The following is a 22,310-nucleotide window of genomic DNA, read 5'->3' on the forward strand; positions in this document are numbered from 1 at the left end:
AGCCGGCAAGCCTTGGCCAGCCCTCGGGGCAAAGGGGCCGCAAAGTGAATCCGGATCGGGTGAACCCGCGGAGCTGAGGCAACATCTTGGTGAACGGGGAGCGCCGCGCGGTCAGGGTGCGGCGCCGCCGTCGGCCGGATGGGGTGAAGGACGTGGTGGAGCCGAGGATCGCCGTCGCCGTGGTGACGATGGGCAACCGGCCCGCCGAGGTCGACGCCCTGCTGGAGTCCGTGGCCAAGCAGGATCTCGTCCCCGCCCGCATCGTGGTCGTCGGCAACGGCTGCCGGCTGCCCGAGTTCGCCGGCCGGCTCTCGCTGCCCGGTGCGGTCACCACCATCGACGTCGAGGAGAACCTCGGCTGTCCGGGCGGCCGGAACGTGGCCCTCGCCCGGCTGCGCGCGTTCGGGGACGTCGACATCGTCGTCGAGCTGGACGACGACGGACTGCTCGTCGACGCCGATGTGCTGCGCCGCGTGCGGGACCTGTACGCCGCCGATCCGCGTCTCGGCATCGTCGGGTTCCGCATCGCCGACGAGCACGGCGAGACGCAGCAGCGGCATGTGCCCCGGGTCGGGAAGTCGGACCCGCTGCGCGGGGGGTACGTCACCGGGTTCCTCGGCGGCGGGCACGCCCTCAGCATGGCGATGCTGGCCGAAACCGGGGACTGGCCCGCCGAGTTCTTCTTCGCGCACGAGGAGACCGACCTCGCCTGGCGCGCCGCGGACGCCGGCTGGAAGATCCTCTACGCCCCGCAGCTGCTGCTCCAGCACCCCAAGACCTCGCCCGCCCGGCACGCCATCTACTTCCGCGTCAACGCCCGCAACCGTGTCTGGCTGGTCCGCCGCCGGCTGCCGTTGCCCCTCGTCCCCGTGCACCTCGGGGTGTGGACCCTCCTCACTCTCGCCCGCACCCGCTCCCCGGCAGGGCTGAAGGCCTGGCTCGCCGGGTTCGTGGAGGGCCTGCGGGAGCCGGCCGGTGAGCGGCGGCCCATGCGCTGGCGGACGGTGTGGCGGCTCAGCAGGCTGGGGCGCCCGCCCGTGATCTGAGCGGTGGGCGGCGTCGGCCGGGAGCCTCCGAGATGACGGGACGGAGCCCCGGTCGTTCACCTCCGCCGACCGGGGCCCCCGCGTCCCCGGATCCAGCCTGCGGCGACACTCCCCCGAGTTACGCGACACACGCGCGCGCCGTTGAGCCGGATCCGATGAAGTGATCACATCAGGACTCGCCAACGGATCGCTAACATGTGGCCAACGGTTCGCCGGAAGGTCGCGAACTGGGTGGGCGGAGCTCGCCGAGCGTACGGGAGCCCGGCCGTCGGACCGTCCGGTCCGTGAGCCGATCCCGGGCCGACCCAGGGCGGGTTCGGTCGGCGGAAGGTGGCGGGAAACCGTTGTGGGCAGGGCGGATTTCCGTCAGGGAACGGTGGGCGTGCGCCCACCACGCAGTGCGGTCGGCCCCGACCGCGCGGAAAGGCAGTGGAGCGGCGTGATGCGGCGGTGCGGGCTGCGGTTCGGGCTGCTGGGACCGCCGGTCCTGTACGACCGGCCGCCATACGAGACGGCGCACGAGCCGTCGTCGTACGAGACTCCCGGCGGTCTTTCCGGCGAGGCCTTCGACGACGTCCCCGACAGTGGTGTCCGGGCCATCGGCAGCCCCAAAGTGCGCGCCCTGCTGGCCGCGTTGCTGCTGGAGGGGGGCCGGGTCGTGTCGGTCGAGTCGCTGAAGGACGCCCTGTGGGGCGGGGCGCCGCCCGTCTCCGCGCAGGCGTCCCTGCACAACCACGTCACCCGGCTGCGCCGGCTCCTGGACGACCCCGAGCGGCTCAGGGCCGTACCGCCCGGGTACGTGCTGCGCGTCGAACCCGGCGAGTTGGACGTGCACGTCTTCGACACCCGCGTCGCCGAGGCGCGGGCCGCGCACGCCCGGCGGGAGTGGCCGGGCGTCGTGCGGGCGTGCACGTCCGGGCTGTCGCTCTGGCGCGGTACCCCGCTGAGCGGGCTCCCCGCCGACTTCGGCGGTTACGCGCTGGTGCAGCGTCTGGAGGAGGCGCGGCTGCTCCTGCTGGAGTGGCGTTACGACGCCGAACTCGCGCTCGGTGGCGCACGGTTGGCGGCGCTCGTACCGGAGCTGGCCGCGTTCGTCGCCGAACATCCGCTGCGCGAGGCGTACCACCGTCAGCTCATGCTCGCCCTGCACCGCACCGGCCGCCAGGCCGAGGCCCTCGCCGTCCATCGCGATCTGCGGGCCCGCCTGATCGAGGAACTCGGCATCGAGCCCGGCCCGGCGGTTCGCGCGGCGCACGTCGAGGTGCTGCGGGGGAGCGGCCGGCAGGGGGAGCAGGCGGACGCCGCGGTGACGGACGTCCGTCGGCACGGGCACGGCGACAGGCCCGCCGAGGCCGTCGCCGAGGAGGGGAAGGGCGAACAGGACGAGGAGCAGGGCGAGGCGTACGGAGAGGGGCGCGGCGAGGGGGGCGCGGGGGCGCTCGGGGACGGGCGGGAGCCGGGAGTTGCGCCCGCCGCTCGGCAGACTCTGCGCCCGGCCCAGCTCCCCGCTCCGCCGGCCCATTTCACCGGCCGTACGGACGCGCTCCGCGAGCTGCGGCGCGCGCTCACCGAGCCGCCCGCCCCGGCCCTCGCCGTCGCCGTGATCAGCGGCATGGCGGGCGTGGGCAAGAGCGCGCTCGCCCTGCACGTCGCACACGAGCTGCGGGAACGTTTCACCGACGGTCAGCTCTACGTCAACCTGCACGGCGCCACCCCCGGCATGACCCCGCTCACCGCCGTACAGGCCCTCGCCGCGCTGCTCCGGGACCTGGGCGTCGAGCCCCGCAGCATCCCCGAACACCCGGACGCGGCAGCCGCGTTGCTCCGCTCGCTGCTCGCCCCGGCCCGCATCCTGCTGGTGCTGGACGACGCGGCGCACGCGGCCCAGGTACGGCCCCTGCTGCCGGCGGGGCCCGGCTGTGCCGTGATCGTCACCAGCCGGTCTCCGCTGACCGCGCTCGACGGCGCCCGGCGGTTCCCGCTCACCCCGCTGACCGGCGAGGACAGCGCGGCGCTGCTGCGCGCGGTGAGCGGGCGGGACGGGCTGGACGCCGGGCACGCGCTCGTCGAGCTGACCGGGCGCCTCCCGCTGGCGCTGCGCGTGGTCGCGGCCCGGCTCGCCGCCCGCCGCGCCCTCACCCCCGAGGTGCTGGCGGGTCAACTGGCGGAGACCGGCCGCCGGTTGCACCACCTGGAATACGACGACCTGAGTGTCCGGCGCTCCCTGGCCGTCGCCCACGACGCGCTCGCCGCCGCCGGGCGGGAGGCCGACCGGGACGCGGCCCTCGCGCTGCGCCGCCTCGGCGCGCTCGACCTGCCGACCTACGGCGCCCCGCTGATCGCCCGCCTCACCGGCACCGACGCGCGCCGTGCCGAGGCCGCCCTCGACCGCCTGGTCGACGTCGCCCTCCTGGAGGAGACCGCCTACGGCCGCTACACCCCGCACGACCTGGTCCGCGACTTCGCCCGCGAACTCGCGGACCTGGAACGGGGTGCCGACGGCGGGACACCGGGCGCCGTCGCGGACACCGGCTCACCCGCTGCCGCTGCCGCCGCCCCCGACCTGGCCGCCCTCCGCTGGTACGCCGCCGTCGCCGAGCGGATGATCGAGGCGATCGTGGAGCCCGGGCTCGATCTGGAGGATCGGCGGCGGGCGACCTCCGCGCAGCCGGCGGAACATGCGTCCGACGTGGCGGAGCTGGGGTATTTCGGGTCCGCCGAGGAGGCCTTCGGGTGGGGGGAGGTGGAGCTGGAGAACGTGGTCACCCTGGTGGCGCGGAACGCGGAGACGGCCGACCCGCTCCGGGCCGCGTATCTGTCCGTGCTCGTGCGGCTGCTCTTCCCGTGTATCCAGCGCAGGGGGCGCTTCGCCGAGATGGAGGTGCTGGGACGGGCCGGGCTCGGGGCGGCGCGGCGGCTCGGGGACGCGGCGGCCGAGGCGTACGCCCTCGGCGACCTCTCGGGCCTGCACTTTCTGACCGGCCGGAAGAAGGAGGCCCTCGCCCTCACCGACCGCTCCCTGGAGATCTGGCGGCGGCTCGGCACGGCCTCCCGGGTCCGGCGCTGCCTGAACAACCGGGGGCTGCTGCTGGAGGGGCTCGGGCGGTTCGAGGAGTCCGAGGAGGCGCTGCGGCAGAGTCTCGCGTACTCGCGGCAGTTGAACGACCCCTACGGCGAGGCCGTCACCCACCAGCATCTCGGCAACCTCTACGAGCACACCGACCCGCGTGCCGCCATCGAGCAGCACCGGCACTCGCTGGCGATCGGGGACGCGATCGGCGCGGTCATCGTGCGGCACACGGCGCACTGCAACATCGGCTATGCGCATCTCGCCCTGGGCGAACCGGCGGCCTCGGCAGGGCACTTCGAGGAGAGCCTGCGCATCCTCGGCGGCGCCGACGACTGGCACGGCGAGTCCCAGACCCGGCTCGGGCTGGTCCGCTCGCTGCGACAGCTGGGGGAGACCGAGCGGGCGGACGGGGAGTGCGCCGAGCTGCTGCGGCGCGCGGACGCCCGCGCCGACCGGTACATCGGCGGTCTCGCCCGGCACCAGTACGGGCTGCTGCTGCGCGAGCGGGGGCGGTGGCCGGAGGCGTACGACGCCTGGCGCGCGGCCCTCACGGCGCTGGACGGCACGGACGATCAGACCGTGCTCGGCGAACTGCGCGCCCTGCTCGCCGAGGATCGACCGGACCGAATGGATCGAACGGACGGAACGGACTGAACGGACCGGGGTGATCGGGAGGACCGGCCCAACGGGTCCTGACCAGCGCTCACTTGGCGTCGGCATAGCACTCCACCACCGCCGTGCTGAACGGGAACCGCACCGGTGTCTCGCCGAAGGTCAGCCGTCCGGCGAGGTCGGCCGAGGCGCGGATGGCCGCCACGACGGTGTCGGCCTCCTCGGCGGGGCAGTGCACGATCACCTCGTCGTGCTGGAAGAAGACCAGCTCGGCCTTGAGATTCGCGCAGGCCTGGCGGAGCGCGGCGAGCATCAGCAGGGCCCAGTCGGCGGCGCTGCCCTGGACGACGAAGTTCCGCGTGAAGCGGCCCCGCGCGCGGGAGTTGGTCGAGGCGTAGCCGGGGACCCAGGCCTGGCCGTCCGCCGGCGCCGGCTCGCCGTCGTCCTCGCCGAGAGGGATGCCCGCCTCCTCCGCCGCGTCCTCGCCGGAGCCGGCGGCGGGCGGGCAGGTCCGGCCCAGCCAGGTGCGCACGAGCCGGCCCTCTTCGCCCGCGCGGGCCGCCTCGTCGACGTAGGCGACGGCCTTTGGGAAGCGGCGGCGCAGCGCGGCCAGGTTCTTCAGGCCGTCGCCGGAGGTCTGGCCGTAGACCGCGCCGAGCACCGCGAGCTTGGCCTGGTCGCGGTCACCGGAGAAGGCGTGCTCGGAGACCGACTGGTAGAGGTCGCTCTCGCGGCCCGCGACCTCCATCAGACCGGGGTCGCGGGAGATCGCGGCGAGCACGCGCGGCTCCATCTGGTCGGCGTCGGCCACCACCAGCCGCCATCCGGGGTCGGCGACCACGGCCCGGCGGATCACCTTGGGGATCTGCAACCCGCCCCCGCCATTGGTCACCCAGCGCCCGGTGACCGTGCCGCCGGCGAGGAACTCGGGGCGGAAACGGCCGTTACGCACCCAGTCCTGGAGCCAGGACCAGCCGTGGGCCACCCAGATGCGGTACAGCTTCTTGTACTCCAGCAGGGGGGCGACGGCCGGGTGGTCGACGTCCTGGATCTCCCAGCGGCGCGTCGAGCGCACCTTGATCCCGGCCTGGGCGAAGGCCTTGACCACGTCGGCCGGCAGATCGGGGCGCACCCGGCGGCCGAAGGCCGCGGACACCTCGTCGGCCAGCTCGGCGAGGCGGCGCGGCTCACCCCCGCCCGCGTACCGCTCGCCCAGCAGGCCGTGCAGCAGCTCGCGGTGGACCTCGGCGCTCCAGGGCACGCCCGCGTGGTTCATCTCGGCGGCCACCAGCATCCCGGCCGACTCGGCGGCCGTCAGCAGCCGCATCCGGTCGGGGTGGGCCGTGCGCGCGTGCCGCCGCAGCTGCTCGGCGTAGACCGCGAGGAGGTCGGGCAGGGGCAAGGGGGTGCCCGTCGGCTCGAACAGCGGGGACTGGGCGCCCGGTTCGGCCGCGCGCAGTGGTGGGTCGGGCGGTACGGGGCCGCCCCGGAGGCGGGCCAGGGCGGCGGCGGCCGAGCGTGGCTCGCCGTGCCGGCCCTCGTGACCCAGCAGGAGTGTCTCGGCGTCCTCGATGTCGTAGCACCGCTCCACTCGCACCCCCGTGGCGAGCAGACGCGGGTAGACCTCGGGGGTGGACCGCCACACCCAGCGTGTCACCTCCGGGCGGCTCCGCACCGCCCCGGCGGGATCGCTCTCCCGCCGCACCGGCCCGGAGGGCAGCCCGTCCGGGCCGAGGGGGGCGACGTCCACGCCACCGTCCTCGGCCGGAGCGAGTGCCCACCGGTCGGTCATGGTGCGAGTCTGACAGGCGGGTCTGACAATCCCTCCGACCTGCAGTTTCATCCTTTCGAGGAGCCGACGGCAGAGGTCTGTCGACGGCAGCGGTCCTCGGACGGGCCGACGCTCCTCGAACAGGCCGGCGGTCTCAGTCCTCGGTGGCGGGCGACTCGTCCGCCGCCCCGCCGGTCCCCGGGATCTTCTGGTCCGCCATCAGCGACAGCACCTTGGCGATGTACTTCTCGGTCCCGCCCTTGGTGATGCCGAGCCCGCTGAGTACGCCCTCGCCGTTCTCCTGCTCCAGGAGCGCCAACAGGATGTGCTCGGTGCCGATGTAGTTGTGGCCGAGGCGCAGCGCCTCGCGGAAGGTGAGCTCCAGGGCCTTCTTGGCCTCGGGGCCGTAGGGGATCAGGTCGGGCATGTCGTCCGAGGCGGGCGGGAGTGCGGCGGTCGCGGCCTGCCGTACGGAGTCCAGCAGGACGTCCTGCTCGATGATCGCCTTCGCCGCCAGGCCCTCCGGCTCGGCCAGGAGTCCGAGGACCAGGTGCTCGGGCCGGCCCTCCGGGTTGTGGGCCGCCGCCGCCTCGTTGTGCGCGGCCACGACCACGTTCCGCGCGCGCGGGGTGTAGCGGCTGAAGCCCTGGTTGGGGTCGAGGTCGTTGGACTCCTTCGGCACGAAGCGCTTCTGGGCCGCCTGCCGGGTCACGCCCATGCTCTTGCCGATCTCGGTCCAGGAGGCGCCGGAGCGGCGGGCCTGGTCGACGAAGTGGCCGATCAGGTGGTCGGCCACGTCACCGAGGTGATCGGCGGCGATCACCGCGTCCTGGAGCTGGTCGAGGGGTTCGGGGTGAACCTTCTTGATGGCCTCGATGAGGTCGTCGAGGCGCACGAATGCCGTGATGTTCGGGTTGGTCGCCATGTGTCAACCGTAGGTTGCGCCTCCCCCACTGTCAACCGATGGTTGACAGTCCGGTTTTCCCATGGACGGGCGGGCGGGCGGATGGGCGCACGGGGGTGGCGCCCTCCAGGCCCCGGCACCCCTCGGCCACTACCGTGGTCCCGCCCAGCCGCCCAGCCGCCCAGCCGCCCAGCCGCCCAGCCGCCCAGCCGCCCGACTTCCGACTCCGGGCCTCCGGTGACCTCCGGCTGTGCGGGCATCGCCCCGGCATTTATCCACAGGCTGTGGACGATGCTCGGTCCGCTGTCGGTGGGGCATGGCACGATCGATGACGTGACCAGCACTGCCAGTACCGTCGAACGGGCCTTTCGGGCCGCGCTGTACGACGACACCGACACCGGGCTCGACACGGGCGCCTCCCTGCTCGCCGCCGACTCCTCCGCCGATGCCGAACTGGCGCGGCGCGGCGAGGAGTTCGTCGCGACGGCCTGGCAGCGCGGCTGGCAGCCCGCCGATGTCGTACGGCTGGTGCGGCGCGAGCTGGCGGAGGCACACGTGTGCCTGGCCGCCGCGCTGATCCGGGCGCAGGCCGGACGGGACCGTGCGCGCGGGCGCCGGTGGACGGCCCAGCTGGCGGAGCTGCCCGAGGCGCCCGCGCGCGACACCGACCGCTTCTCGCAGGCCACGACCGCACTGGAGCTGTACCGCCTGCTGCTGCGGCTGCCCGCCCTGGAGCCGCTGCAGGACGAGCCCCGCCGCGCGGCCGGTCCGCAGGCCTCCCGCATGCTCGCCCGGATCCGCGCGCTGCTCGCCAAGGCCGAGGCGACCGGGTATCCGGAGGAGGCGGAGGCGCTGAGCGCCAAGGCGCAGGAGCTGATGGCCCGGCACAGTGTCGACGAGGCGCTGCTCGCCGCCGAGGCGCCCGCGCCGGACGCGCCCGGGGCCTGCCGGATCGGGGTCGAGCCGCCGTACGAGCAGGCCAAGGCGGTGCTGCTGGACGCGGTGGCGGGCGCGAACCACTGCCGCTCGGTGTGGAACGAACCGCTGGGCTTCTCCACGGTCGTCGGCTTCGAGGCGGACCTGGAGGCGGTCGAGCTGCTCTACACCTCGCTGCTGGTGCAGGCCACGCACGCGATGGCCAGGGCGGAGGCCGCGCAGCGGGCGGGCGGGCGCAAGCGGACGAAGACCTTCCGGCAGTCGTTCCTCGCGGCCTACGCCCACCGCGTGGGTGACCGGCTCGCGGCCGTCGCCGAGAGCCAGGTCGGCCAGGACCTGCTGCCGGTCCTGGCCACCCGGGAGATAGCCGTCACGGACCGGATGGAGCGGATGTTCCCGCAGACCACCACGACCCGGCTGCGCGGGGTGAGCGACGCCGCCGGTTGGACGGAGGGCGCCCGAGCGGCCGACCGGGCGCAGGTCCGCTCCCGCCCCCGGCTCGAATGAACCTGCGCGGGTGAGCCTCCCGGCGGGGCGCGCGGGCAGCCGTCAGTCGCCGACCTGCTGGAAGGCGCTCACCGAGGCGTTCGGGGCGCCGCCCTGCTCGGCGACGGGGCCGTACGACCAGGGGAAGCCGTGGGAGGCGCTGGTGCCGGGCAGGGTGATCTTCACGGTCTTCGCGTCCAGGCCGGTCTTGTCGCCCGCCTTGCCGCGCACGTAGGTGATCGTGAAGGTCGCCGAGTCGCCCTTGTTGAGCTTCAGCTTCTGGGCCTTGGCGCCCTTGAGCGCGGGCACCTTGGCCTCGGTGCCGCCGGCGCCGAGCACCACACCGGCGAAGTCGTCCAGGGTGCAGGGGGCGCTCTGGTTGGTGAGGCTGACGGGGATCTCGCCCGTGTCGCCGACGCCCGGGGCCACGCTCGCCGACCCGATCTGCACCGATACCCTGCCGATCTCGCAGGCCGAGCTGTTCTTGCCGCTTGTGCCGCTGGTGGCGCTGCTCTTGCTGCCGCCGCCGTTGCAGGCGGTCAGCAGCAGGGCGGCGGCGAGGGCGGTGACGGTGAGCGGAATGGCGCGCATGAGCAGGTCCCATCGAGGTCGTGACGGTGCCCCTGCATCATGGCGCCTGCGGCCCGGCCCTGTTCGCCCACCCCTCCGGAATCACCACTTCAGGTGGGTCGAGCGCCCGAAGTCAACGCACCGGACCCGCGCCGCATTCACACCGGACCGGCCCCGCCGTCGGGGTCACCTCTTCTTCGGGTGGGGCGTCGGCACGGTCGGCAGCGTGCCGCCGTCCGCCTTGGAGTACGTCTCCTGGCCGGCCTTGCCCGACCACGTCACCTTCAGGGACTTGGCGTCGACCGAGTCGACCATGCCGGTGCCCCGGTCCTTGCTGCCGTCGGGGCAGGTCAGATGGATCATCTGCATCCCCGACTCCTCGCCCGCGACGCCCGCGCACCACGCCTTCTGGCCGGTCACGAAGAGCCCGGCCTTCTTCCCGCTGATCACCAGCGCCACGATCTTGCCGCCGTTCGTGGTCACCCAGCTGCCCTGGAGCTTGCCGGACGCGCCCGTCACGGCCGCGGAGCTCGACGGCGACGACGAGGAGGGGGTCGCGGTGGCGCTCGGCGTCGTCTTGGCGGCACTCTTGTCGCTGCCGCCCCCGCTGCACGCGGTCAGCGCGGCGAGCGCACCCACCAGCCCTGCGGCCACGACGGCGGTCCGCACCCTTGCGGGCGCAACCCTCGTGGCCCTCGCGGTCCTCGCAGCCCTTGCAGTCGCAGAAGTCACCGGAAAAGCTCCCAAGCTGTAGCGGCCGGCCGCCCTCGGCCGGGTGGCCCGCAGCAAGCTACCAGCCGTTACCAGGAGGATTTCCGGACTCCGGGCAGGAATCCGTTGTGAGCCTGCTCGCGCACACTCACCCGCGACAGGCCGAAGGCGCGCAGGTATCCGCGCGGACGGCCGTCCACCTGGTCGCGATTGCGCACGCGCGTGGCGCTCGCGTCCCGCGGCTGCCGGCGCAGCTCGCGCTGCGCGGCGAGCCGTTCGGCGTCCGGGGACGACGGCCGCCGGACGACCTCTTTCAGCTCGGCGCGCCGGGCGGCGTACCGGGCCACGATCTCCTTGCGGCGCTCGTTCTTCGCGATCTTGCTCTTCTTCGCCATCAGACCCGCACCCCCCGGGCGCGGATCCGGGCCACGGCCGCCTCCACGCCGATCGCGTCGACGGTCTTCACGGCCCGCGCGCTCAGGCGCAGCCGGACGTACCGCCCTTCGCCGGGAAGCCAGTAGCGCTTGCTCTGGATGTTGGGGTCGAAGCGGCGGGAGGTGCGCCGGTGGGAGTGGGAGACGCGGTTGCCGAAGCCCGGCCGGGCTCCGGTGAGCATGCAGTGCGCGGACATGGTGACGCAGCTCTCCTCAGGCATAGTTCGTAATGGATTTCATTTTCAGTAAGATAGCAGCATGGCACGCAACGAACTCCGCCCGGTCATCAGGCTCCGGTCCACCGCCGGGACCGGCTTCACCTACGTCACCCGCAAGAACCGCCGTAACGACCCGGACCGTATGACGCTGCGCAAGTACGACCCGGTCGCCGGCCGGCACGTCGACTTCCGAGAGGAGCGCTGAGCCGCCGCCATGCGCAAGGGAATCCACCCGGACTACGGGCCCGTCGTGTTCCGTGACCGGGCCGCCGGCCACGCCTTCCTCACCCGCTCGACGCTCGTGGGCGGGGCGAGCGGGAAGACGATCGAGTGGACGGACGGCCACACCTACCCGGTGGTCGACGTCGAGATCTCGAACGTCAGCCACCCCTTCTACACCGGCACCGCGCGCGTGCTGGACACCGCCGGGCGCGTGGAGCGCTTCGAGCGCCGGTACGGGAAGCGGGGCGGCGCGTGAGCCTGGCGGTGGCCGTCGTCGGCGGGCTGCACGCCGACGCGCGCAGGGCGGCCGTCGACCGGCTGCTTGCGGACGTGCCCGGCAGTGTCGTACTCCACCACGACCTGGCGACGGCCGCCGCCGGCACGGTCGTCCGCACGGTCCGCGACCGCGACGGGGCCCTGTCCTCGGGCGAGACGCCGCTGGTCGACGACTGCGCGTGCTGTGCGCTGCGCGAGGACCTGGTGCCCGAGCTGCGCCGGCTCGCCGCCGACGGCACGACCCGGCTCGCCGTCGTGGAGCTGTGGGACTCGGTCGAGCCCAAGGCGATGGCCGAGGTGATCGTGTCCGGCGGGCTGACCGTCACGTCCGTGATCACCGCGGTCGACCCGGCGCTGGTCCTGCCGTACCTCGGCAACGGCGACGACCTCGCCGAGGCCGGGCTCGCCGCGGCGGCCACCGACCGGCGCACGGTCGCCGACACCTTCGCCCGGCAGCTGGAGTACGCCCCCGTCCTCGCCGTCGCCGACTCCCCGGAGGCCGACGACGAGGACCGCGAGCTGCTCGCACAGCTCCACCCGACCGCCCGCCAGGTCCCGATCGGCCACGGTGCCCTGGCGGGCACCCCACCCCCACCTCCGCTCCTGCCGCCCGACGGCGCCGCACCTGCAACGGAACCAGCAGCTGCACGTGCACCGGAGCCCCAAGCCCCGGAAGGACAGCAGCCGCGGGACCCACTCACCCCCGCGCCTCCCGCTCAGGCCCCCCTCGTCCGCGCCGCCCTCGCCGGGTTCGATGTCGAGGCGGCCGCGGCGGCCCAGCATCCGGCCTGTGCTCGTCTGCCCGCCGAGGCCCACGGTCACGGTGTCTCGACGCTGGTCTGGCACCGGCGCCGGCCCTTCCACCCGGAGCGGCTGTACGCGGCGCTGGAGGACCTGACCTGCGCCGCGGCCCGCAGCCGGGGCCGGTTCTGGCTCGCCGACAAGCCCGACGCGCTCCTGCACTGGGACGCGGCGGGCGGTGCGCTGTGCGTGGAGAGCGCGGGGCCGTGGCTGGCGGCGCTGCCGGACGCCGCCTGGGAGCTGGTGCCGCCGGTGCGCCGGGCCGCCGCCGCGCTGGACTGGCACCCGGAGCACGGCGACCGCTGCAACCACCTGGTCTTCACCTCGCCCGCCCTGGATCGCGACGGGCTCGCGCACCTGCTGGAGACCTGCCTGCTCACCGACGCGGAGTACGCCGCCGGGCGCGATGCCTGGAAGCGGCTCCCGCCCGCCTTCGACACCCTGCTGGAGATCTGATGTCCCGCAAGCCCGACCGCACGCCCCGCACCCGCCCGAACCCCCTGGAGCAGGCCGGGATCACGTACATCGACTACAAGGACACCGAGCTGCTGCGCACGTTCCTCTCCGACCGCGGCAAGATCCGCGGCCGCCGGGTCACCCGGGTCACGGCGCAGCAGCAGCGACAGCTGGCGCAGGCGATCAAGAACGCGCGGGAGATGGCGCTGCTGCCGTACTCCAGCAGGTGAATCCGCAGATGGACTCCTATGGGTAGGCAATTCCCTACGGTTGACGCGTAGGGAATTGCCTACCTATTCTTCGGGCATGACCATCACGCACGCCTCATTCGTCACGCTCCCCGTCGCCGACCAGGACCGCGCCCTGCGCTTCTACCGGGACGTCCTCGGTCTGGCCGTCACCGTCGACCGGGACATGCCCCAGGGCCGCTGGCTCCAGGTCGCCCCCGAAGGCGCGCAGACCGTCTTCACGCTCTCCGGCCCGGGCATGGGTGATTTCGAGCCCGGCTCGGCGCGGGGGATCATGTTGGTCACGACCGACGTCGACGCGGACTGCGCCCGGCTCGCCGCGGCCGGGATCCCCGTGCAGGGGCCGGACGAGCTGCCCTGGGGGCGCATGGCCTCCTTCGCGGACCCCGACGGCAACGGTCTGATGCTGCTGACGGAGAAGGAAGGCTTCTGACCAGTCGATGAACGGGACCGCCGCGGCCGCCGAGGACCGCGTCTTCGCCGCGCTCGCCAACGCCACCCGCCGCGAGGTGCTGCGGCTGCTGCGCGAGCGCGGGCCCCAGCCGGTCCAGGACCTCGCGGACCACTTCGACATGCGCCGCCCGAGCCTCTCGGAGCACCTCAGGGTGCTCCGGGAGGCCGGCCTCGTCTCCGAGCAGCGCTCCGGGCGCCGGCGCATCTACCGCCTCGAAGCCGCCCCGCTCGCCGAGGTGCAGGACTGGCTCCATCCGTACGAGCGGTTCTGGCGCGAGAGGTTGAAGGGCCTCGGCGATCTGCTCGACCGCATGCCCGACGATGACCGGTCATGAGCACCGAACCCGATGACGACCTGACGACCGTCCGCGTCGACCAGTTCTTCCCGCACCCGCCCGCCAAGGTCTGGCGTGCCCTGACCGACCCCGATCTGCTCGTGCAGTGGCAGATGCCTGGAGCCGAGCGCTTCCGGCTGGAGGTCGGGCACGTGTACCGGATGACCTCCGTCCCGCGTCCCAACTCCAACTTCTCGGGCGTCGTGGAGGTGCGGGTCCTGGCCTACGACATCGAGCGGATGCTGTCCGTCCGCTGGGCGGACGCCGATCCGGCCAACCGGGCCGACTGGACGATCACATGGACCCTGGAACAGGAAGGGCGCGGAACGCGTCTGTTCCTAGTGCACGAAGGGTTCGATCCGGACGACCCGGCTCAGATGACGGCGCGGAAGATCATGGACGGGGGATGGCGGGGGCATGTCCTGCCTGCTCTGGGGCAGACGCTCGAACGGCTTCGGTGACACAGGCGTCTTCCCGGCGGGTAAAGCGAACGTCAAAGCTGTAACCATGGGAACACCGCGCGTGCACGTGCATTTGCTCATGCATCTGCACGTGAACGGGGTTATGATCCGGGTCAGTTGACTACAGCATCCATGGCCACACCAGCCAGTGCATCAGCGGGGAGCGACCTGTGGACCGCGACGTTGACGGCGTGTACGGGGGGTACGACGTGTGCAACGTGTACAACGGCATGGCTGCCACGCAGCTGGACGGAGTGGCCTGGCAGAAGAGCAGGCACAGCAACTCGCAGGGTTCCTGCGTGGAGTTCGCGCGGCTGCCGGGCGGCGAGGTCGCCGTGCGCAACTCGCGCTTCCCGGACGGGCCCGCCCTCGTCTACACACGCGCGGAGATCGAGGCCATGCTCCTCGGCATCAAGGACGGCGAGTTCGACCATCTGATCGCGGGCTGACGCGCCGGGGCCGGTGCGGCGCGCGGTGGCAACGATGTCGGGGCGGGCGGAGCACCCGGGGCGACGCGCGTAGAAACTGCGCGTCGCAGGGTGCTGCACCGAGTCAGGCCGTCGGCCGGAGCCGGAACAGCGCCCAGACGACCTTGCCTTCGAGCGTGCCCGCGAGCGGGTGCCAGCCCCAGCTGTCGGCGAAGGAGTCGACCAGGAACAGTCCGCGCCCGGACTCGGCCGAGAAGTCGTCCGAGTCGCGCGGGGTCGGCGTCTCGTGGCTCGGATCGCGCACCGCGCACACCAGCCGCTCGGTCCAGCGCATCAGGTGCAGCCGGGCGGACGGGGCGGCGTGCGCGGAGCACGCCGTGTCGGTCGGCACCGCGTGCCGCAGGGCGTTGGTGACGAGTTCGGAGACGACGAGACATATGTCGTCGAAGCGGTCGCCGACGTCCCACTGGCCGAGGGTGGCGCGGGTGAAGCGCCGCGCTTCGCGCACCGCTTCGTAGCGGGCGGGCAGGGCACAGGAGGCGGCGTCCGACACGGCTGCGGGATCCAACGGCGGAAGGCCCTGCCGTAACGGCTTGAGCATGGTCGATCCATTCGTTCCCATGCGAGGCACTCCCGGAGAGTTCGCGGTCGTTGCGATGCAGCGGTGGCGCGGCACCATGGTTTCGGATGCGCAGAGCAGATGCAAGGGCAGATGCACGTGCACGCGACCGAAATGGCACTGCCCGTACCGCTTCTTGGCCATTTTTTCTGCCATCTTCAGGGCGATTGCCGCCAGTGGTCCTGACCTCTTCCCGCCAGACGCAGGCAGAAACGGCCGAGCTCTTTCCGTTTCCGTAACCGGACGAGTACTGCGCGAAGCGTTTTAGTGGCAGACTGCGGGCCCTAAGACGGTTGGGGAGGCTGGCGAACGTGAGCGCGGGAGAGCCCGGATCGGTGGTGCGGCGGATGCTGCTCGGCTCGCAACTCAGGCGGCTGCGTGAAGCACGGGGGATCACGCGCGAGGCGGCGGGTTACTCGATCCGCGCATCCGAGTCGAAGATCAGCCGGATGGAACTGGGCCGGGTGAGCTTCAAGGTCAGGGACGTGGAAGACCTGCTGACGCTGTACGGCATCACCGACGAGGTCGAGCGCCAGTCGCTGCTCTCCCTCGCCCGCGAGGCCAACGTGGCGGGCTGGTGGCACAGTTACACCGACGTCCTGCCCAGCTGGTTCCCCACCTATGTGGGCCTGGAGGGCGCCGCCTCGCTGCTCCGTGTCTACGAGGTCCAGTTCGTCCACGGCCTGCTCCAGACCGAGCGGTACGCGCGCGCGGTGGTGCGGCGCGGCATGACGGGCGCGAGCCCGGACGACGTCGAGCGCCGGGTCGCCCTGCGCCTGGAGCGGCAGAAGCACCTGCTCGCCGACGGCGCCGGCGCCCCCGAGTTCCACATCGTCCTCGACGAGGCCGCGCTGCGCCGCCCGTACGGCGACCGCGAGGTGATGCGCGGTCAGCTCCAGCACCTCATCGACGTCTCCGAGCGGCCCAACGTCCGCCTCCAGGTGATGCCGTTCCGCTTCGGCGGGCACTCCGGCGAGAGCGGCGCCTTCACCATCCTCAGCTTCCCGGACGCCGACCTGTCCGACGTCGTCTACGTGGAGCAGCTGACCAGCGCCCTCTACCTGGACAAGCGCGAGGACGTCGCCCAGTACGAGCAGGCGCTGAAGGAACTCCAGCAGGACAGCCCCGGCCCCGACGAGAGCCGGGATCTTCTGCGAGGTCTCCTCCAACTATCTTGAAACATAAGTACGATGACGTGCGATCAGACCTTGACCGGATCTGTGTCCGCGAGTGATTGAGGGATCACATGTCGTCCTACTTCAGCGACCTGGCCCAGCAGTACATCGACGGCGAGTGGCGTCCGGGCACCGGCTCCTGGGACGTCATCGACTTCAACCCGTACGACGACGAGAAGCTGGCCTCGATCACCGTGGCCACCGTCGACGAGGTGGACCAGGCCTACCGTGCCGCCGCGCGCGCCCAGAAGCAGTGGGCCGAGACCAACCCCTACACGCGGCGTGCGGTGTTCGAGCGCGCCCTGCGGCTGATCGAGGACCGCGAGCAGGAGATAGCCGACCTGATCATCGCGGAACTGGGCGGCACGCGCGTGAAGGCCGGTTTCGAGCTGCACCTCGCGAAGGAGTTCCTGCGCGAGTCGATCCACCTCGCGCTGCGTCCCGAGGGCAGGATCCTGCCCTCCCCGGCCGACGGCAAGGAGAACCGCGTCTACCGGGTGCCGGTCGGGGTCGTGGGCGTGATCAGCCCGTTCAACTTCCCCTTCCTGCTGTCGCTGAAGTCGGTCGCCCCGGCCCTCGCGCTCGGCAACGGCGTGGTCCTCAAGCCGCACCAGAACACCCCGATCGCGGGCGGCACCCTGATCGCGAAGATCTTCGAGGACGCCGGGCTGCCCGGCGGGCTGCTCAACGTCGTCGTCACCGACATCGCCGAGATCGGCGACGCCTTCCTCGAACACCCGGTCCCGAAGGTCATCTCCTTCACCGGCTCCGACGCGGTCGGCCGGCACGTCGCCACCGTGTGCGCCAAGAACTTCAAGCGCTCGGTGCTCGAACTGGGCGGCAACAGCGCGCTGGTGGTCCTGGACGACGCCGACATCGACTACGCGGTGGACGCGGCGGTCTTCAGCCGCTTCGTGCACCAGGGCCAGGTCTGCATGGCCGCCAACCGGGTCCTCGTGGACGCCTCCGTCGCCGACGAGTTCACCGAGAAGTTCGTCGCCAAGGTCCGCACCCTGAAGACCGGTGACCCGCGCGACCCGCAGACGGTCATCGGCCCGGTGATCAACTCCCAGCAGGCGGCCGCCCTTTCCGGCACCGTCGAGCAGGCACTCGCCGAGGGCGCCACGGCCCTGGTGCGAGGTGCCACGGAGGGCAACCTGGTCGAGCCCAGCGTGCTCACGGACGTCCCGGCCGGCTCCGCGCTGCTCCAGCAGGAGGTCTTCGGCCCGGTCGTCTTCCTCATCCGGTTCGACGGCGAGGAGGAGGCGGTCCGCATCGTCAACGACACGCCGTACGGCCTCAGCGGTGCCGTCCACACCGGTGACATCGAGCGGGGCGTCGCCTTCGCCAAGCGGATCGACACGGGCATGTTCCACGTGAACGACGGCACGGTCCACGACGAGCCGCTCGTGCCGTTCGGCGGCGAGAAGCACTCCGGCATCGGCCGCCTGAACGGCGAGACGACGCTGGAGGCGTTCACGACCGTCAAGTGGATCTCGGTCCAGCACGGGCGCAGCGGCTTCCCGTTCTGACCTCTCGGACGTTTTCGGCGGCGGCGGGCCATTGAGGTCAGGATCTGACCTCAATGGCCCGTACGTTCGTCGGTGTCAGGGCAGGGAGTCCCGACGGCAACCACGAAGGGCGGCCGGTCATGGTCATGCACGTAGCGGCGGAGGCACAGGGCGACGAGCGCGGGGCGCTGCTCGCGTTCATCGAGGAGCAGCGGGGCGGCGTCCGCCGGGCCCTGCTCGGGCTGACGGAGGAGCAGGCCCGCACCCGCCCGAGCGCCAGCGAGCTGTCGCTCGGCGGCCTGCTCAAGCATGTCGCCGAGGTCGAGCAGTCCTGGATCGCGCGGGCGAAGCACGAGCCGCCGGCGGTGCACCGCGACCAGTCGAACTGGCACGAGTGCTTCCAGCTGGCCGACGACGAGACGGTCGCGGGACGGCTGGCGTACTGGGAGGAGGTCGCCGCCGAGACGGAGAAGTTCATCCGGTCCGCGCCGAGCCTGGACGACTCCTTCCCGCTGCCGCCGGACCCCTGGTTCCCGCCGGAGGGCCGGGTCTCGCTGCGCTGGGTGTGCCTGCACCTGATCCGCGAGACCGCCCGGCACGCGGGCCACGCCGACATCATCCGGGAGAGCCTGGACGGCAAGACCGCCTTCGAGCTGGTGGCGCTGGAGCAGGGCACCTCCTGGGGGTGAGCGCCGGGCGCGCGGCCGTACGGCAATAACCTGGACCGCATGTCAGCGATCCGTCTTCTCGTGCTGGGCGCGGTCCGCCAGCACGGGCGGGCCCACGGCTACCAGGTGCGCGGCGACCTGGAGTACTGGGGCGCGCACGAGTGGTCCCACGCCAAGCCGGGCTCGATCTACCACGCCCTGAAGCAGATGGCCAAGCAGGGGCTGCTGCACGCGCACGAGATCGCGCCGTCCACGGCCGGCGGCCCGCCGCGCACCGAGTACGAGGTGACGCCGAGGGGCACCGAGGAGTACTTCGCCCTGCTGCGCGAGGCGCTGGTCGCCTACGACCAGCGCGGGGACATGAAGACGGCGGCCCTCGGCTTCATGGTCGACCTGCCCCGGGCCGAGGCGGTGGCCCTGCTCAAGGAGCGCTCGCGGCGGATCGAGGCGTGGCGGGTCTCGGTGACCGAGCACTACGTGCCCGAGGGCGGGCCCGCCGGGCTCGGGCACATCGGCGAGATCATGAACATGTGGGTCCACACGGCCGACTCCGAGGCCGCGTGGACCCGGGGCCTCGTGGAGCGCCTGGAGAACGGCGCGTACACCTTCGCGGGCGAGGGCGAGCCGTTCGTCGGCGTGCTCGCCGAGGGCGAGGAGAACCCGTACGCGACGGGGGAGCGGCATCCCCAGGACGACCGCTGAGCGAGCGGCCACGTCACAGTCCCTCGCCCTCGGCTCCGATGCCGGCGTCGTCGTACAGCGACGACAACGGCGGTAGCTGCCTCGAAGTCCTCGACCACCACCCCTCCGCCGGCGTCCCCGTCCGCGACTCCAAGCAGCCGGAGGGCCCCGCGCTCATCGTCGCGGGGCCGGTGTGGGCGTCGTTCGTCACGGCGGTCAAGGGCGGAGCCCTGCGCCGCTGACCGGGGTCTCAGCCGGGTCGGCGAAGTACGCGCGGTTCGGCTGCGCCCGAAGGGGCGCGGGGAACTGCGCGACCGGCCACGACGGACCCGCAGCCGACCGACGGCACATCGCGGCACCGCCAGCGGAGCGCCTAGTGGTGGAAGCCGGTCGCCGCAGCCTTGTCCCGGGTCAACGGGTGTGGCTGGCGGTTCAGTTGGGGCAGCAGGCGGGTCAGGTCGTCCAGGAACAGGTCGGCCAGGTCGTGCGAGAAGCCGTTGCGGCACACCACCCGCAGCACGGACAGGTCCTCGCGGTTCGCCGGGAAGGTGTACGCGGGCACCAGCCAGCCGCTCTCGCGCAGCCGCCGGGAGACGTCGAAGACGTCGTACGCCGTGACGTCGTCGGCCGTGGTCAGCGCGAACACCGGCAGCTCGTCCCCGTGGGTGAGGAGCCTGAAGTCGCTCAGTTCTCCGATGCGTTCGGCCAGCGAGGTCGCCACGTCCCGGGTCGACTGCTGCACCGCCCGGTAGCCGTCGCGGCCGAGGCGCAGGAACGTGTAGTACTGCGCGACCACCTGCGCGCCGGGCCGGGAGAAGTTGAGCGCGAAGGTCGGCATGTCGCCGCCCAGGTAGTTCACCCGGAACACCAGCTCCTCCGGCAGCGCCTCCGCGTCCCGCCACAGCGCCCAGCCGACTCCGGGGTACACGAGCCCGTACTTGTGCCCGGAGGCGTTGATCGAGGCCACCCGGGGCAGGCGGAAGTCCCACTCCAGGTCCTCGTCCAGGAAGGGTGCCACCATGCCGCCGGAGGCGCCGTCCACGTGGACCGGGATGTCGAGTCCGGTGCGCTCCTGGAGGGCGTCCAGGGCCGCGCACAGGTCGGCGATCGGCTCGTAGGAGCCGTCGAAGGTCGAGCCGAGGATGCCGACGACCCCGATGGTGTTCTCGTCGCACAGCTCGGCCGCCGCCTGCGGGTCCAGATGGAAGCGGTCGCCCTCCATCGGGACCTGCCGGGCCTCCACCTCCCAGAAGTTGCAGAACTTCTCCCAGCACACCTGGACGTTGATGCCCATGACGAGGTTCGGGCGCGCGCCCGGATAGCGGTCGGCGTTCCGCCGTGACCAGCGCCGCTTCAGCGCCATCCCGGCGAGCATGCACGCCTCGCTCGACCCGGTCGTCGAACAGCCCACCGCCGCCGACGGATCCGGCGCGTTCCACAGGTCGGCGAGCATCGCCACACAGCGCCGTTCCAGCTCGGCCGTGCGCGGGTACTCGTCCTTGTCGATCATGTTCTTGTCGCGGCACTCGCCCATCAGCACCCCGGCCTGCGGCTCCATCCAGGTGGTGACGAACGTGGCCAGGTTCAGCCGGGAGTTGCCGTCCAGCATCAGCTCGTCGTGCACCAGCTGGTACGCCGTGTTCGGGGGCAGCGGGCCGTCCGGGAGCCGGTGCGTGGGCGGGGCCTCGGTCATCCCCGCGACCGGATTGGCCTCGCCGAAGAACGGGTTGACCGACATCACGCGCTTCTGATGCTGCTCGGGACCTTTGTGCAGGGCCATGAGACGTGCCTCCGGGAGTTCGGGAAGGAATCGGGGGATTCAGCGGACCGGCGTGCCGTCCGGCCGCAACTGCAGCTGCGGACGCCCCGTCACCAGCAGCCAGGCGGGCAGCGAGGCGACGCACAGCAGGGTGAGGACCGCGGGCGAGGCCGCCAGGACGGCGGCGGTGAACAGGCTCACCCAGCCCTGTCGCGTGACAGCCAGGAGCATGCCCAGGACGCCCGTCGCCACGCCCACCGAGGGATGCACGGCCGGAACGAGCGCATGGGCACACAGACCCAGCGACGCGCCGATGAAGACCGCCGGGAAGATACGGCCGCCACGGAAGCCGCAGGCCGCGGCCACCAGCAGCGCCGCCAGCTTCACCACCGCCATCACGGCGAACTGCCCCGCCGACCAGCCCGCCGGGTTCCGGGCCAGCTCCCCGACCTCCGCCAGCCCCTTGAACAGCGTCAGACGACCGCCCAGCGCCCCCAGCGCGCCCAGCACGAGCCCGCCCGCCGGCAGCATCAGCATCGGGTGCCGCAGCCGCCGGAAGCCCGCGTGGACGTACGGGAAGGCGTACACGGCGCCCATGCCGAGCAGCGCGGCGGCCGAGGCGATCACCACGGCGGCCAGCACGTCCTTCGCGTCGAGGTGGCGCAGCGGCGGCAGTCCCAGGTCGAAGGTCGGACGGAAGACGAGGGAGGTCGTCAGGGCCCCGCACGCGCCGGCCGTGAGCGGCGCGAACAGGTTGTCCCACAGCCGCCCCCGCATCGGCTTCCCGGCCAGCGCCTCGGAGATGACCAGCGCCGCCGCCACCGGGGTGCCGAACAGCGCGCCGATCGTCGCCGACTCGGCCAGCACCGGCCACAGCGAGTCCGGCGTCCGGGGCAGCAGCCGGGTGCCGAGCCAGGCCGCGAGGCCCACGTTCACGGCGATGACCGGGTTCTCCGGGCCGAGGCTCGGACCGCCGGCCAGCATCAGCGCGGCCGCCAGCAGCAGGCCCGGCAGCACGACCGGCGGCAGGGCCGGGGCGTCGAGGCCGAGCGTCGCCGGATCGGGGCCGGCGTGGCCCGGCACCTTCCAGACCACCAGCCCGACCGCGATCCCGGTCGCCACGAGCATCACGAACATCCACTGCACCGAGTAGCGGCCCACCCCGAGCGCGTCCGGCAGCGGCCCCCACAGCACGTGCTGGAGCCTCTCCGCCGCTGCGCTCACCCCGATGAAGACCAGGGCCGCGGCCACGCCCACGACGACGGCGGGCAGGATGAACGGCAGCAGGGACCGTGCCGGAGCCGTGGAAGCGGTCGGGGGCGGCTGCCGCGCGGTTTCCTGGGCCACGGGCTCACCATAAGCGGACAGAACAAACAAAACGGTCAAAGTGTATGGAGCGTCCGGAGTGATCCGGAACGCGAACGGGCTTGCACCTCACGCCACGTGAGGCCTCAGCGTG

The 22,310-nt window shown here is 72.6% G+C and carries 25 protein-coding genes; 16 read left to right on the forward strand and 9 right to left on the reverse strand.

The features are described from left to right. Positions 1 to 152 precede the first annotated feature (152 nt). Both AC4OXY_RS27895 and AC4OXY_RS27900 read left to right on the forward strand, forming a co-directional pair. Positions 153 to 1,046, forward strand: coding sequence for a glycosyltransferase family 2 protein (locus AC4OXY_RS27895; RefSeq protein WP_491991276.1), 894 nt, complete (start codon positions 153 to 155; stop codon positions 1,044 to 1,046). Between the two features lie 442 nt (positions 1,047 to 1,488). Then, positions 1,489 to 4,770, forward strand: coding sequence for an AfsR/SARP family transcriptional regulator (locus AC4OXY_RS27900; protein ID WP_491994650.1), 3,282 nt, complete (start codon positions 1,489 to 1,491; stop codon positions 4,768 to 4,770). Between the two features lie 49 nt (positions 4,771 to 4,819). On the opposite strand, the gene AC4OXY_RS27905 is transcribed toward AC4OXY_RS27900, so the two are convergent. Together AC4OXY_RS27905 and AC4OXY_RS27910 are read right to left on the reverse strand one after the other, a co-directional pair. Beyond that, positions 4,820 to 6,520 carry a bifunctional 3'-5' exonuclease/DNA polymerase gene (locus tag AC4OXY_RS27905; protein WP_362821684.1) on the reverse strand — a complete coding sequence of 567 codons (1,701 nt, stop codon included), beginning with the start codon at positions 6,518 to 6,520 and terminating at the stop codon, positions 4,820 to 4,822. 133 nt (positions 6,521 to 6,653) lie between these two features. Beyond that, positions 6,654 to 7,424, reverse strand: coding sequence for a Clp protease N-terminal domain-containing protein (locus AC4OXY_RS27910; protein WP_356029299.1), 771 nt, complete (start codon positions 7,422 to 7,424; stop codon positions 6,654 to 6,656). Between the two features lie 270 nt (positions 7,425 to 7,694). Here AC4OXY_RS27910 and AC4OXY_RS27915 point away from each other — a divergent pair, with 270 nt between their 5' ends. Beyond that, positions 7,695 to 8,846 carry a DUF2786 domain-containing protein gene (locus tag AC4OXY_RS27915; protein WP_491991277.1) on the forward strand — a complete coding sequence of 384 codons (1,152 nt, stop codon included), beginning with the start codon at positions 7,695 to 7,697 and terminating at the stop codon, positions 8,844 to 8,846. 42 nt (positions 8,847 to 8,888) lie between these two features. Here the strand turns inward: AC4OXY_RS27915 and AC4OXY_RS27920 are convergent, their stop codons facing one another. From AC4OXY_RS27920 to rpmB, 4 genes are all read right to left on the reverse strand, one after another. Beyond that, positions 8,889 to 9,416: a DUF4232 domain-containing protein gene (locus AC4OXY_RS27920; protein WP_362821683.1), complete on the reverse strand. Its 528-nt coding sequence runs from the start codon at positions 9,414 to 9,416 to the stop codon at positions 8,889 to 8,891. A 165-nt stretch (positions 9,417 to 9,581) separates the two neighbouring features. After that, positions 9,582 to 10,049, reverse strand: a complete 468-nt coding sequence (locus AC4OXY_RS27925) for a hypothetical protein (protein ID WP_491991278.1) — start codon at positions 10,047 to 10,049, stop codon at positions 9,582 to 9,584. A 146-nt stretch (positions 10,050 to 10,195) separates the two neighbouring features. Further along, positions 10,196 to 10,501, reverse strand: a complete 306-nt coding sequence (rpsN, locus tag AC4OXY_RS27930; protein WP_491991279.1) for a 30S ribosomal protein S14 — start codon at positions 10,499 to 10,501, stop codon at positions 10,196 to 10,198. Continuing rightward, positions 10,501 to 10,737: a 50S ribosomal protein L28 gene (gene rpmB, locus AC4OXY_RS27935; protein ID WP_362821680.1), complete on the reverse strand. Its 237-nt coding sequence runs from the start codon at positions 10,735 to 10,737 to the stop codon at positions 10,501 to 10,503. Before rpmB ends, rpsN begins: the two co-directional genes overlap by 1 nt. Before the next feature lie 61 nt (positions 10,738 to 10,798). Here rpmB and rpmG point away from each other — a divergent pair, with 61 nt between their 5' ends. The 8 genes from rpmG (at position 10,799) to AC4OXY_RS27975 (ending at position 14,459) form a co-directional block, all read left to right on the forward strand. Next, positions 10,799 to 10,963 carry a 50S ribosomal protein L33 gene (gene rpmG / locus AC4OXY_RS27940; RefSeq protein ID WP_020141033.1) on the forward strand — a complete coding sequence of 55 codons (165 nt, stop codon included), beginning with the start codon at positions 10,799 to 10,801 and terminating at the stop codon, positions 10,961 to 10,963. A gap of 9 nt (positions 10,964 to 10,972) precedes the next feature. After that, the gene (locus tag AC4OXY_RS27945; protein WP_356029284.1) at positions 10,973 to 11,236 is read left to right on the forward strand and encodes a type B 50S ribosomal protein L31; all 264 of its coding nucleotides are present in this window, start codon (positions 10,973 to 10,975) and stop codon (positions 11,234 to 11,236) included. Further along, on the forward strand, positions 11,233 to 12,513 hold the full coding sequence (locus tag AC4OXY_RS27950) for a GTP-binding protein (protein ID WP_491991280.1): 1,281 nt from the start codon (positions 11,233 to 11,235) through the stop codon (positions 12,511 to 12,513). The genes AC4OXY_RS27945 and AC4OXY_RS27950 overlap by 4 nt, the downstream gene beginning before the upstream one ends. Further along, positions 12,513 to 12,743, forward strand: a complete 231-nt coding sequence (rpsR, locus tag AC4OXY_RS27955; RefSeq protein WP_356029279.1) for a 30S ribosomal protein S18 — start codon at positions 12,513 to 12,515, stop codon at positions 12,741 to 12,743. The genes AC4OXY_RS27950 and rpsR overlap by 1 nt, the downstream gene beginning before the upstream one ends. A gap of 76 nt (positions 12,744 to 12,819) precedes the next feature. Continuing rightward, positions 12,820 to 13,194: a VOC family protein gene (locus tag AC4OXY_RS27960; protein ID WP_356029276.1), complete on the forward strand. Its 375-nt coding sequence runs from the start codon at positions 12,820 to 12,822 to the stop codon at positions 13,192 to 13,194. A 7-nt stretch (positions 13,195 to 13,201) separates the two neighbouring features. Next, entirely contained in the window at positions 13,202 to 13,549 is a 348-nt protein-coding gene (locus AC4OXY_RS27965; RefSeq protein ID WP_356029273.1) for an ArsR/SmtB family transcription factor, read from the forward strand. After that, positions 13,546 to 14,010, forward strand: a complete 465-nt coding sequence (locus tag AC4OXY_RS27970) for an SRPBCC family protein (protein WP_491991281.1) — start codon at positions 13,546 to 13,548, stop codon at positions 14,008 to 14,010. The genes AC4OXY_RS27965 and AC4OXY_RS27970 overlap by 4 nt, the downstream gene beginning before the upstream one ends. 170 nt (positions 14,011 to 14,180) lie before the next feature. Continuing rightward, positions 14,181 to 14,459 carry a DUF397 domain-containing protein gene (locus AC4OXY_RS27975; RefSeq protein ID WP_071373266.1) on the forward strand — a complete coding sequence of 93 codons (279 nt, stop codon included), beginning with the start codon at positions 14,181 to 14,183 and terminating at the stop codon, positions 14,457 to 14,459. A gap of 103 nt (positions 14,460 to 14,562) precedes the next feature. Here the strand turns inward: AC4OXY_RS27975 and AC4OXY_RS27980 are convergent, their stop codons facing one another. Beyond that, a complete protein-coding gene (locus AC4OXY_RS27980) occupies positions 14,563 to 15,039 on the reverse strand; it encodes an ATP-binding protein (RefSeq protein WP_356029269.1) in 477 nt (158 codons plus the stop codon). A 353-nt stretch (positions 15,040 to 15,392) separates the two neighbouring features. On the opposite strand from AC4OXY_RS27980, the gene AC4OXY_RS27985 reads away from it, so the two are divergent. From AC4OXY_RS27985 to AC4OXY_RS28005, 5 genes are all read left to right on the forward strand, one after another. Then, complete coding sequence (locus AC4OXY_RS27985) at positions 15,393 to 16,235, forward strand: Sco1979 family transcriptional regulator (RefSeq protein WP_491994651.1); 843 nt, start codon at positions 15,393 to 15,395, stop codon at positions 16,233 to 16,235. 68 nt (positions 16,236 to 16,303) lie between these two features. Beyond that, on the forward strand, positions 16,304 to 17,764 hold the full coding sequence (locus tag AC4OXY_RS27990) for an aldehyde dehydrogenase family protein (protein ID WP_356029266.1): 1,461 nt from the start codon (positions 16,304 to 16,306) through the stop codon (positions 17,762 to 17,764). A gap of 119 nt (positions 17,765 to 17,883) precedes the next feature. Continuing rightward, entirely contained in the window at positions 17,884 to 18,432 is a 549-nt protein-coding gene (locus tag AC4OXY_RS27995; protein ID WP_362821676.1) for a DinB family protein, read from the forward strand. 39 nt (positions 18,433 to 18,471) lie between these two features. Continuing rightward, a complete protein-coding gene (locus AC4OXY_RS28000) occupies positions 18,472 to 19,113 on the forward strand; it encodes a PadR family transcriptional regulator (protein ID WP_491991282.1) in 642 nt (213 codons plus the stop codon). A 38-nt stretch (positions 19,114 to 19,151) separates the two neighbouring features. Further along, positions 19,152 to 19,334: a DUF397 domain-containing protein gene (locus AC4OXY_RS28005; RefSeq protein WP_362821675.1), complete on the forward strand. Its 183-nt coding sequence runs from the start codon at positions 19,152 to 19,154 to the stop codon at positions 19,332 to 19,334. Between the two features lie 131 nt (positions 19,335 to 19,465). Here the strand turns inward: AC4OXY_RS28005 and gad are convergent, their stop codons facing one another. Next, entirely contained in the window at positions 19,466 to 20,872 is a 1,407-nt protein-coding gene (gad, locus tag AC4OXY_RS28010; RefSeq protein ID WP_376293741.1) for a glutamate decarboxylase, read from the reverse strand. Between the two features lie 39 nt (positions 20,873 to 20,911). After that, a complete protein-coding gene (locus tag AC4OXY_RS28015) occupies positions 20,912 to 22,198 on the reverse strand; it encodes an ion channel protein (protein ID WP_491991283.1) in 1,287 nt (428 codons plus the stop codon). Positions 22,199 to 22,310 lie beyond the last annotated feature (112 nt).

The sequence above is a fragment of the Streptomyces sp. HUAS MG56 genome, assembly GCF_058673395.1.

What these genes read in the sequence shown, in the direction of transcription:
- AC4OXY_RS27915 (WP_491991277.1), top strand. Translation starts at nt 7,695, where the DNA reads ATGCTCGGTCCGCTGTCGGTGGGGCATGGCACGATCGATGACGTGACC.
- rpmG (WP_020141033.1), top strand. Translation starts at nt 10,799, where the DNA reads ATGGCACGCAACGAACTCCGCCCGGTCATCAGGCTCCGGTCCACCGCC.
- AC4OXY_RS27960 (WP_356029276.1), top strand. Translation starts at nt 12,820, where the DNA reads ATGACCATCACGCACGCCTCATTCGTCACGCTCCCCGTCGCCGACCAG.
- AC4OXY_RS27980 (WP_356029269.1), bottom strand. Translation starts at nt 15,039, where the DNA reads ATGCTCAAGCCGTTACGGCAGGGCCTTCCGCCGTTGGATCCCGCAGCC.
- AC4OXY_RS28005 (WP_362821675.1), top strand. Translation starts at nt 19,152, where the DNA reads ATGCCGGCGTCGTCGTACAGCGACGACAACGGCGGTAGCTGCCTCGAA.
- AC4OXY_RS27945 (WP_356029284.1), top strand. Translation starts at nt 10,973, where the DNA reads ATGCGCAAGGGAATCCACCCGGACTACGGGCCCGTCGTGTTCCGTGAC.
- gad (WP_376293741.1), bottom strand. Translation starts at nt 20,872, where the DNA reads ATGGCCCTGCACAAAGGTCCCGAGCAGCATCAGAAGCGCGTGATGTCG.
- rpmB (WP_362821680.1), bottom strand. Translation starts at nt 10,737, where the DNA reads ATGTCCGCGCACTGCATGCTCACCGGAGCCCGGCCGGGCTTCGGCAAC.
- AC4OXY_RS27990 (WP_356029266.1), top strand. Translation starts at nt 16,304, where the DNA reads ATGTCGTCCTACTTCAGCGACCTGGCCCAGCAGTACATCGACGGCGAG.
- AC4OXY_RS27900 (WP_491994650.1), top strand. Translation starts at nt 1,489, where the DNA reads ATGCGGCGGTGCGGGCTGCGGTTCGGGCTGCTGGGACCGCCGGTCCTG.
- AC4OXY_RS28000 (WP_491991282.1), top strand. Translation starts at nt 18,472, where the DNA reads ATGTCAGCGATCCGTCTTCTCGTGCTGGGCGCGGTCCGCCAGCACGGG.
- AC4OXY_RS27970 (WP_491991281.1), top strand. Translation starts at nt 13,546, where the DNA reads ATGAGCACCGAACCCGATGACGACCTGACGACCGTCCGCGTCGACCAG.
- AC4OXY_RS27910 (WP_356029299.1), bottom strand. Translation starts at nt 7,424, where the DNA reads ATGGCGACCAACCCGAACATCACGGCATTCGTGCGCCTCGACGACCTC.
- AC4OXY_RS27905 (WP_362821684.1), bottom strand. Translation starts at nt 6,520, where the DNA reads ATGACCGACCGGTGGGCACTCGCTCCGGCCGAGGACGGTGGCGTGGAC.
- AC4OXY_RS27995 (WP_362821676.1), top strand. Translation starts at nt 17,884, where the DNA reads ATGGTCATGCACGTAGCGGCGGAGGCACAGGGCGACGAGCGCGGGGCG.
- AC4OXY_RS27920 (WP_362821683.1), bottom strand. Translation starts at nt 9,416, where the DNA reads ATGCGCGCCATTCCGCTCACCGTCACCGCCCTCGCCGCCGCCCTGCTG.
- rpsR (WP_356029279.1), top strand. Translation starts at nt 12,513, where the DNA reads ATGTCCCGCAAGCCCGACCGCACGCCCCGCACCCGCCCGAACCCCCTG.
- rpsN (WP_491991279.1), bottom strand. Translation starts at nt 10,501, where the DNA reads ATGGCGAAGAAGAGCAAGATCGCGAAGAACGAGCGCCGCAAGGAGATC.
- AC4OXY_RS27965 (WP_356029273.1), top strand. Translation starts at nt 13,202, where the DNA reads ATGAACGGGACCGCCGCGGCCGCCGAGGACCGCGTCTTCGCCGCGCTC.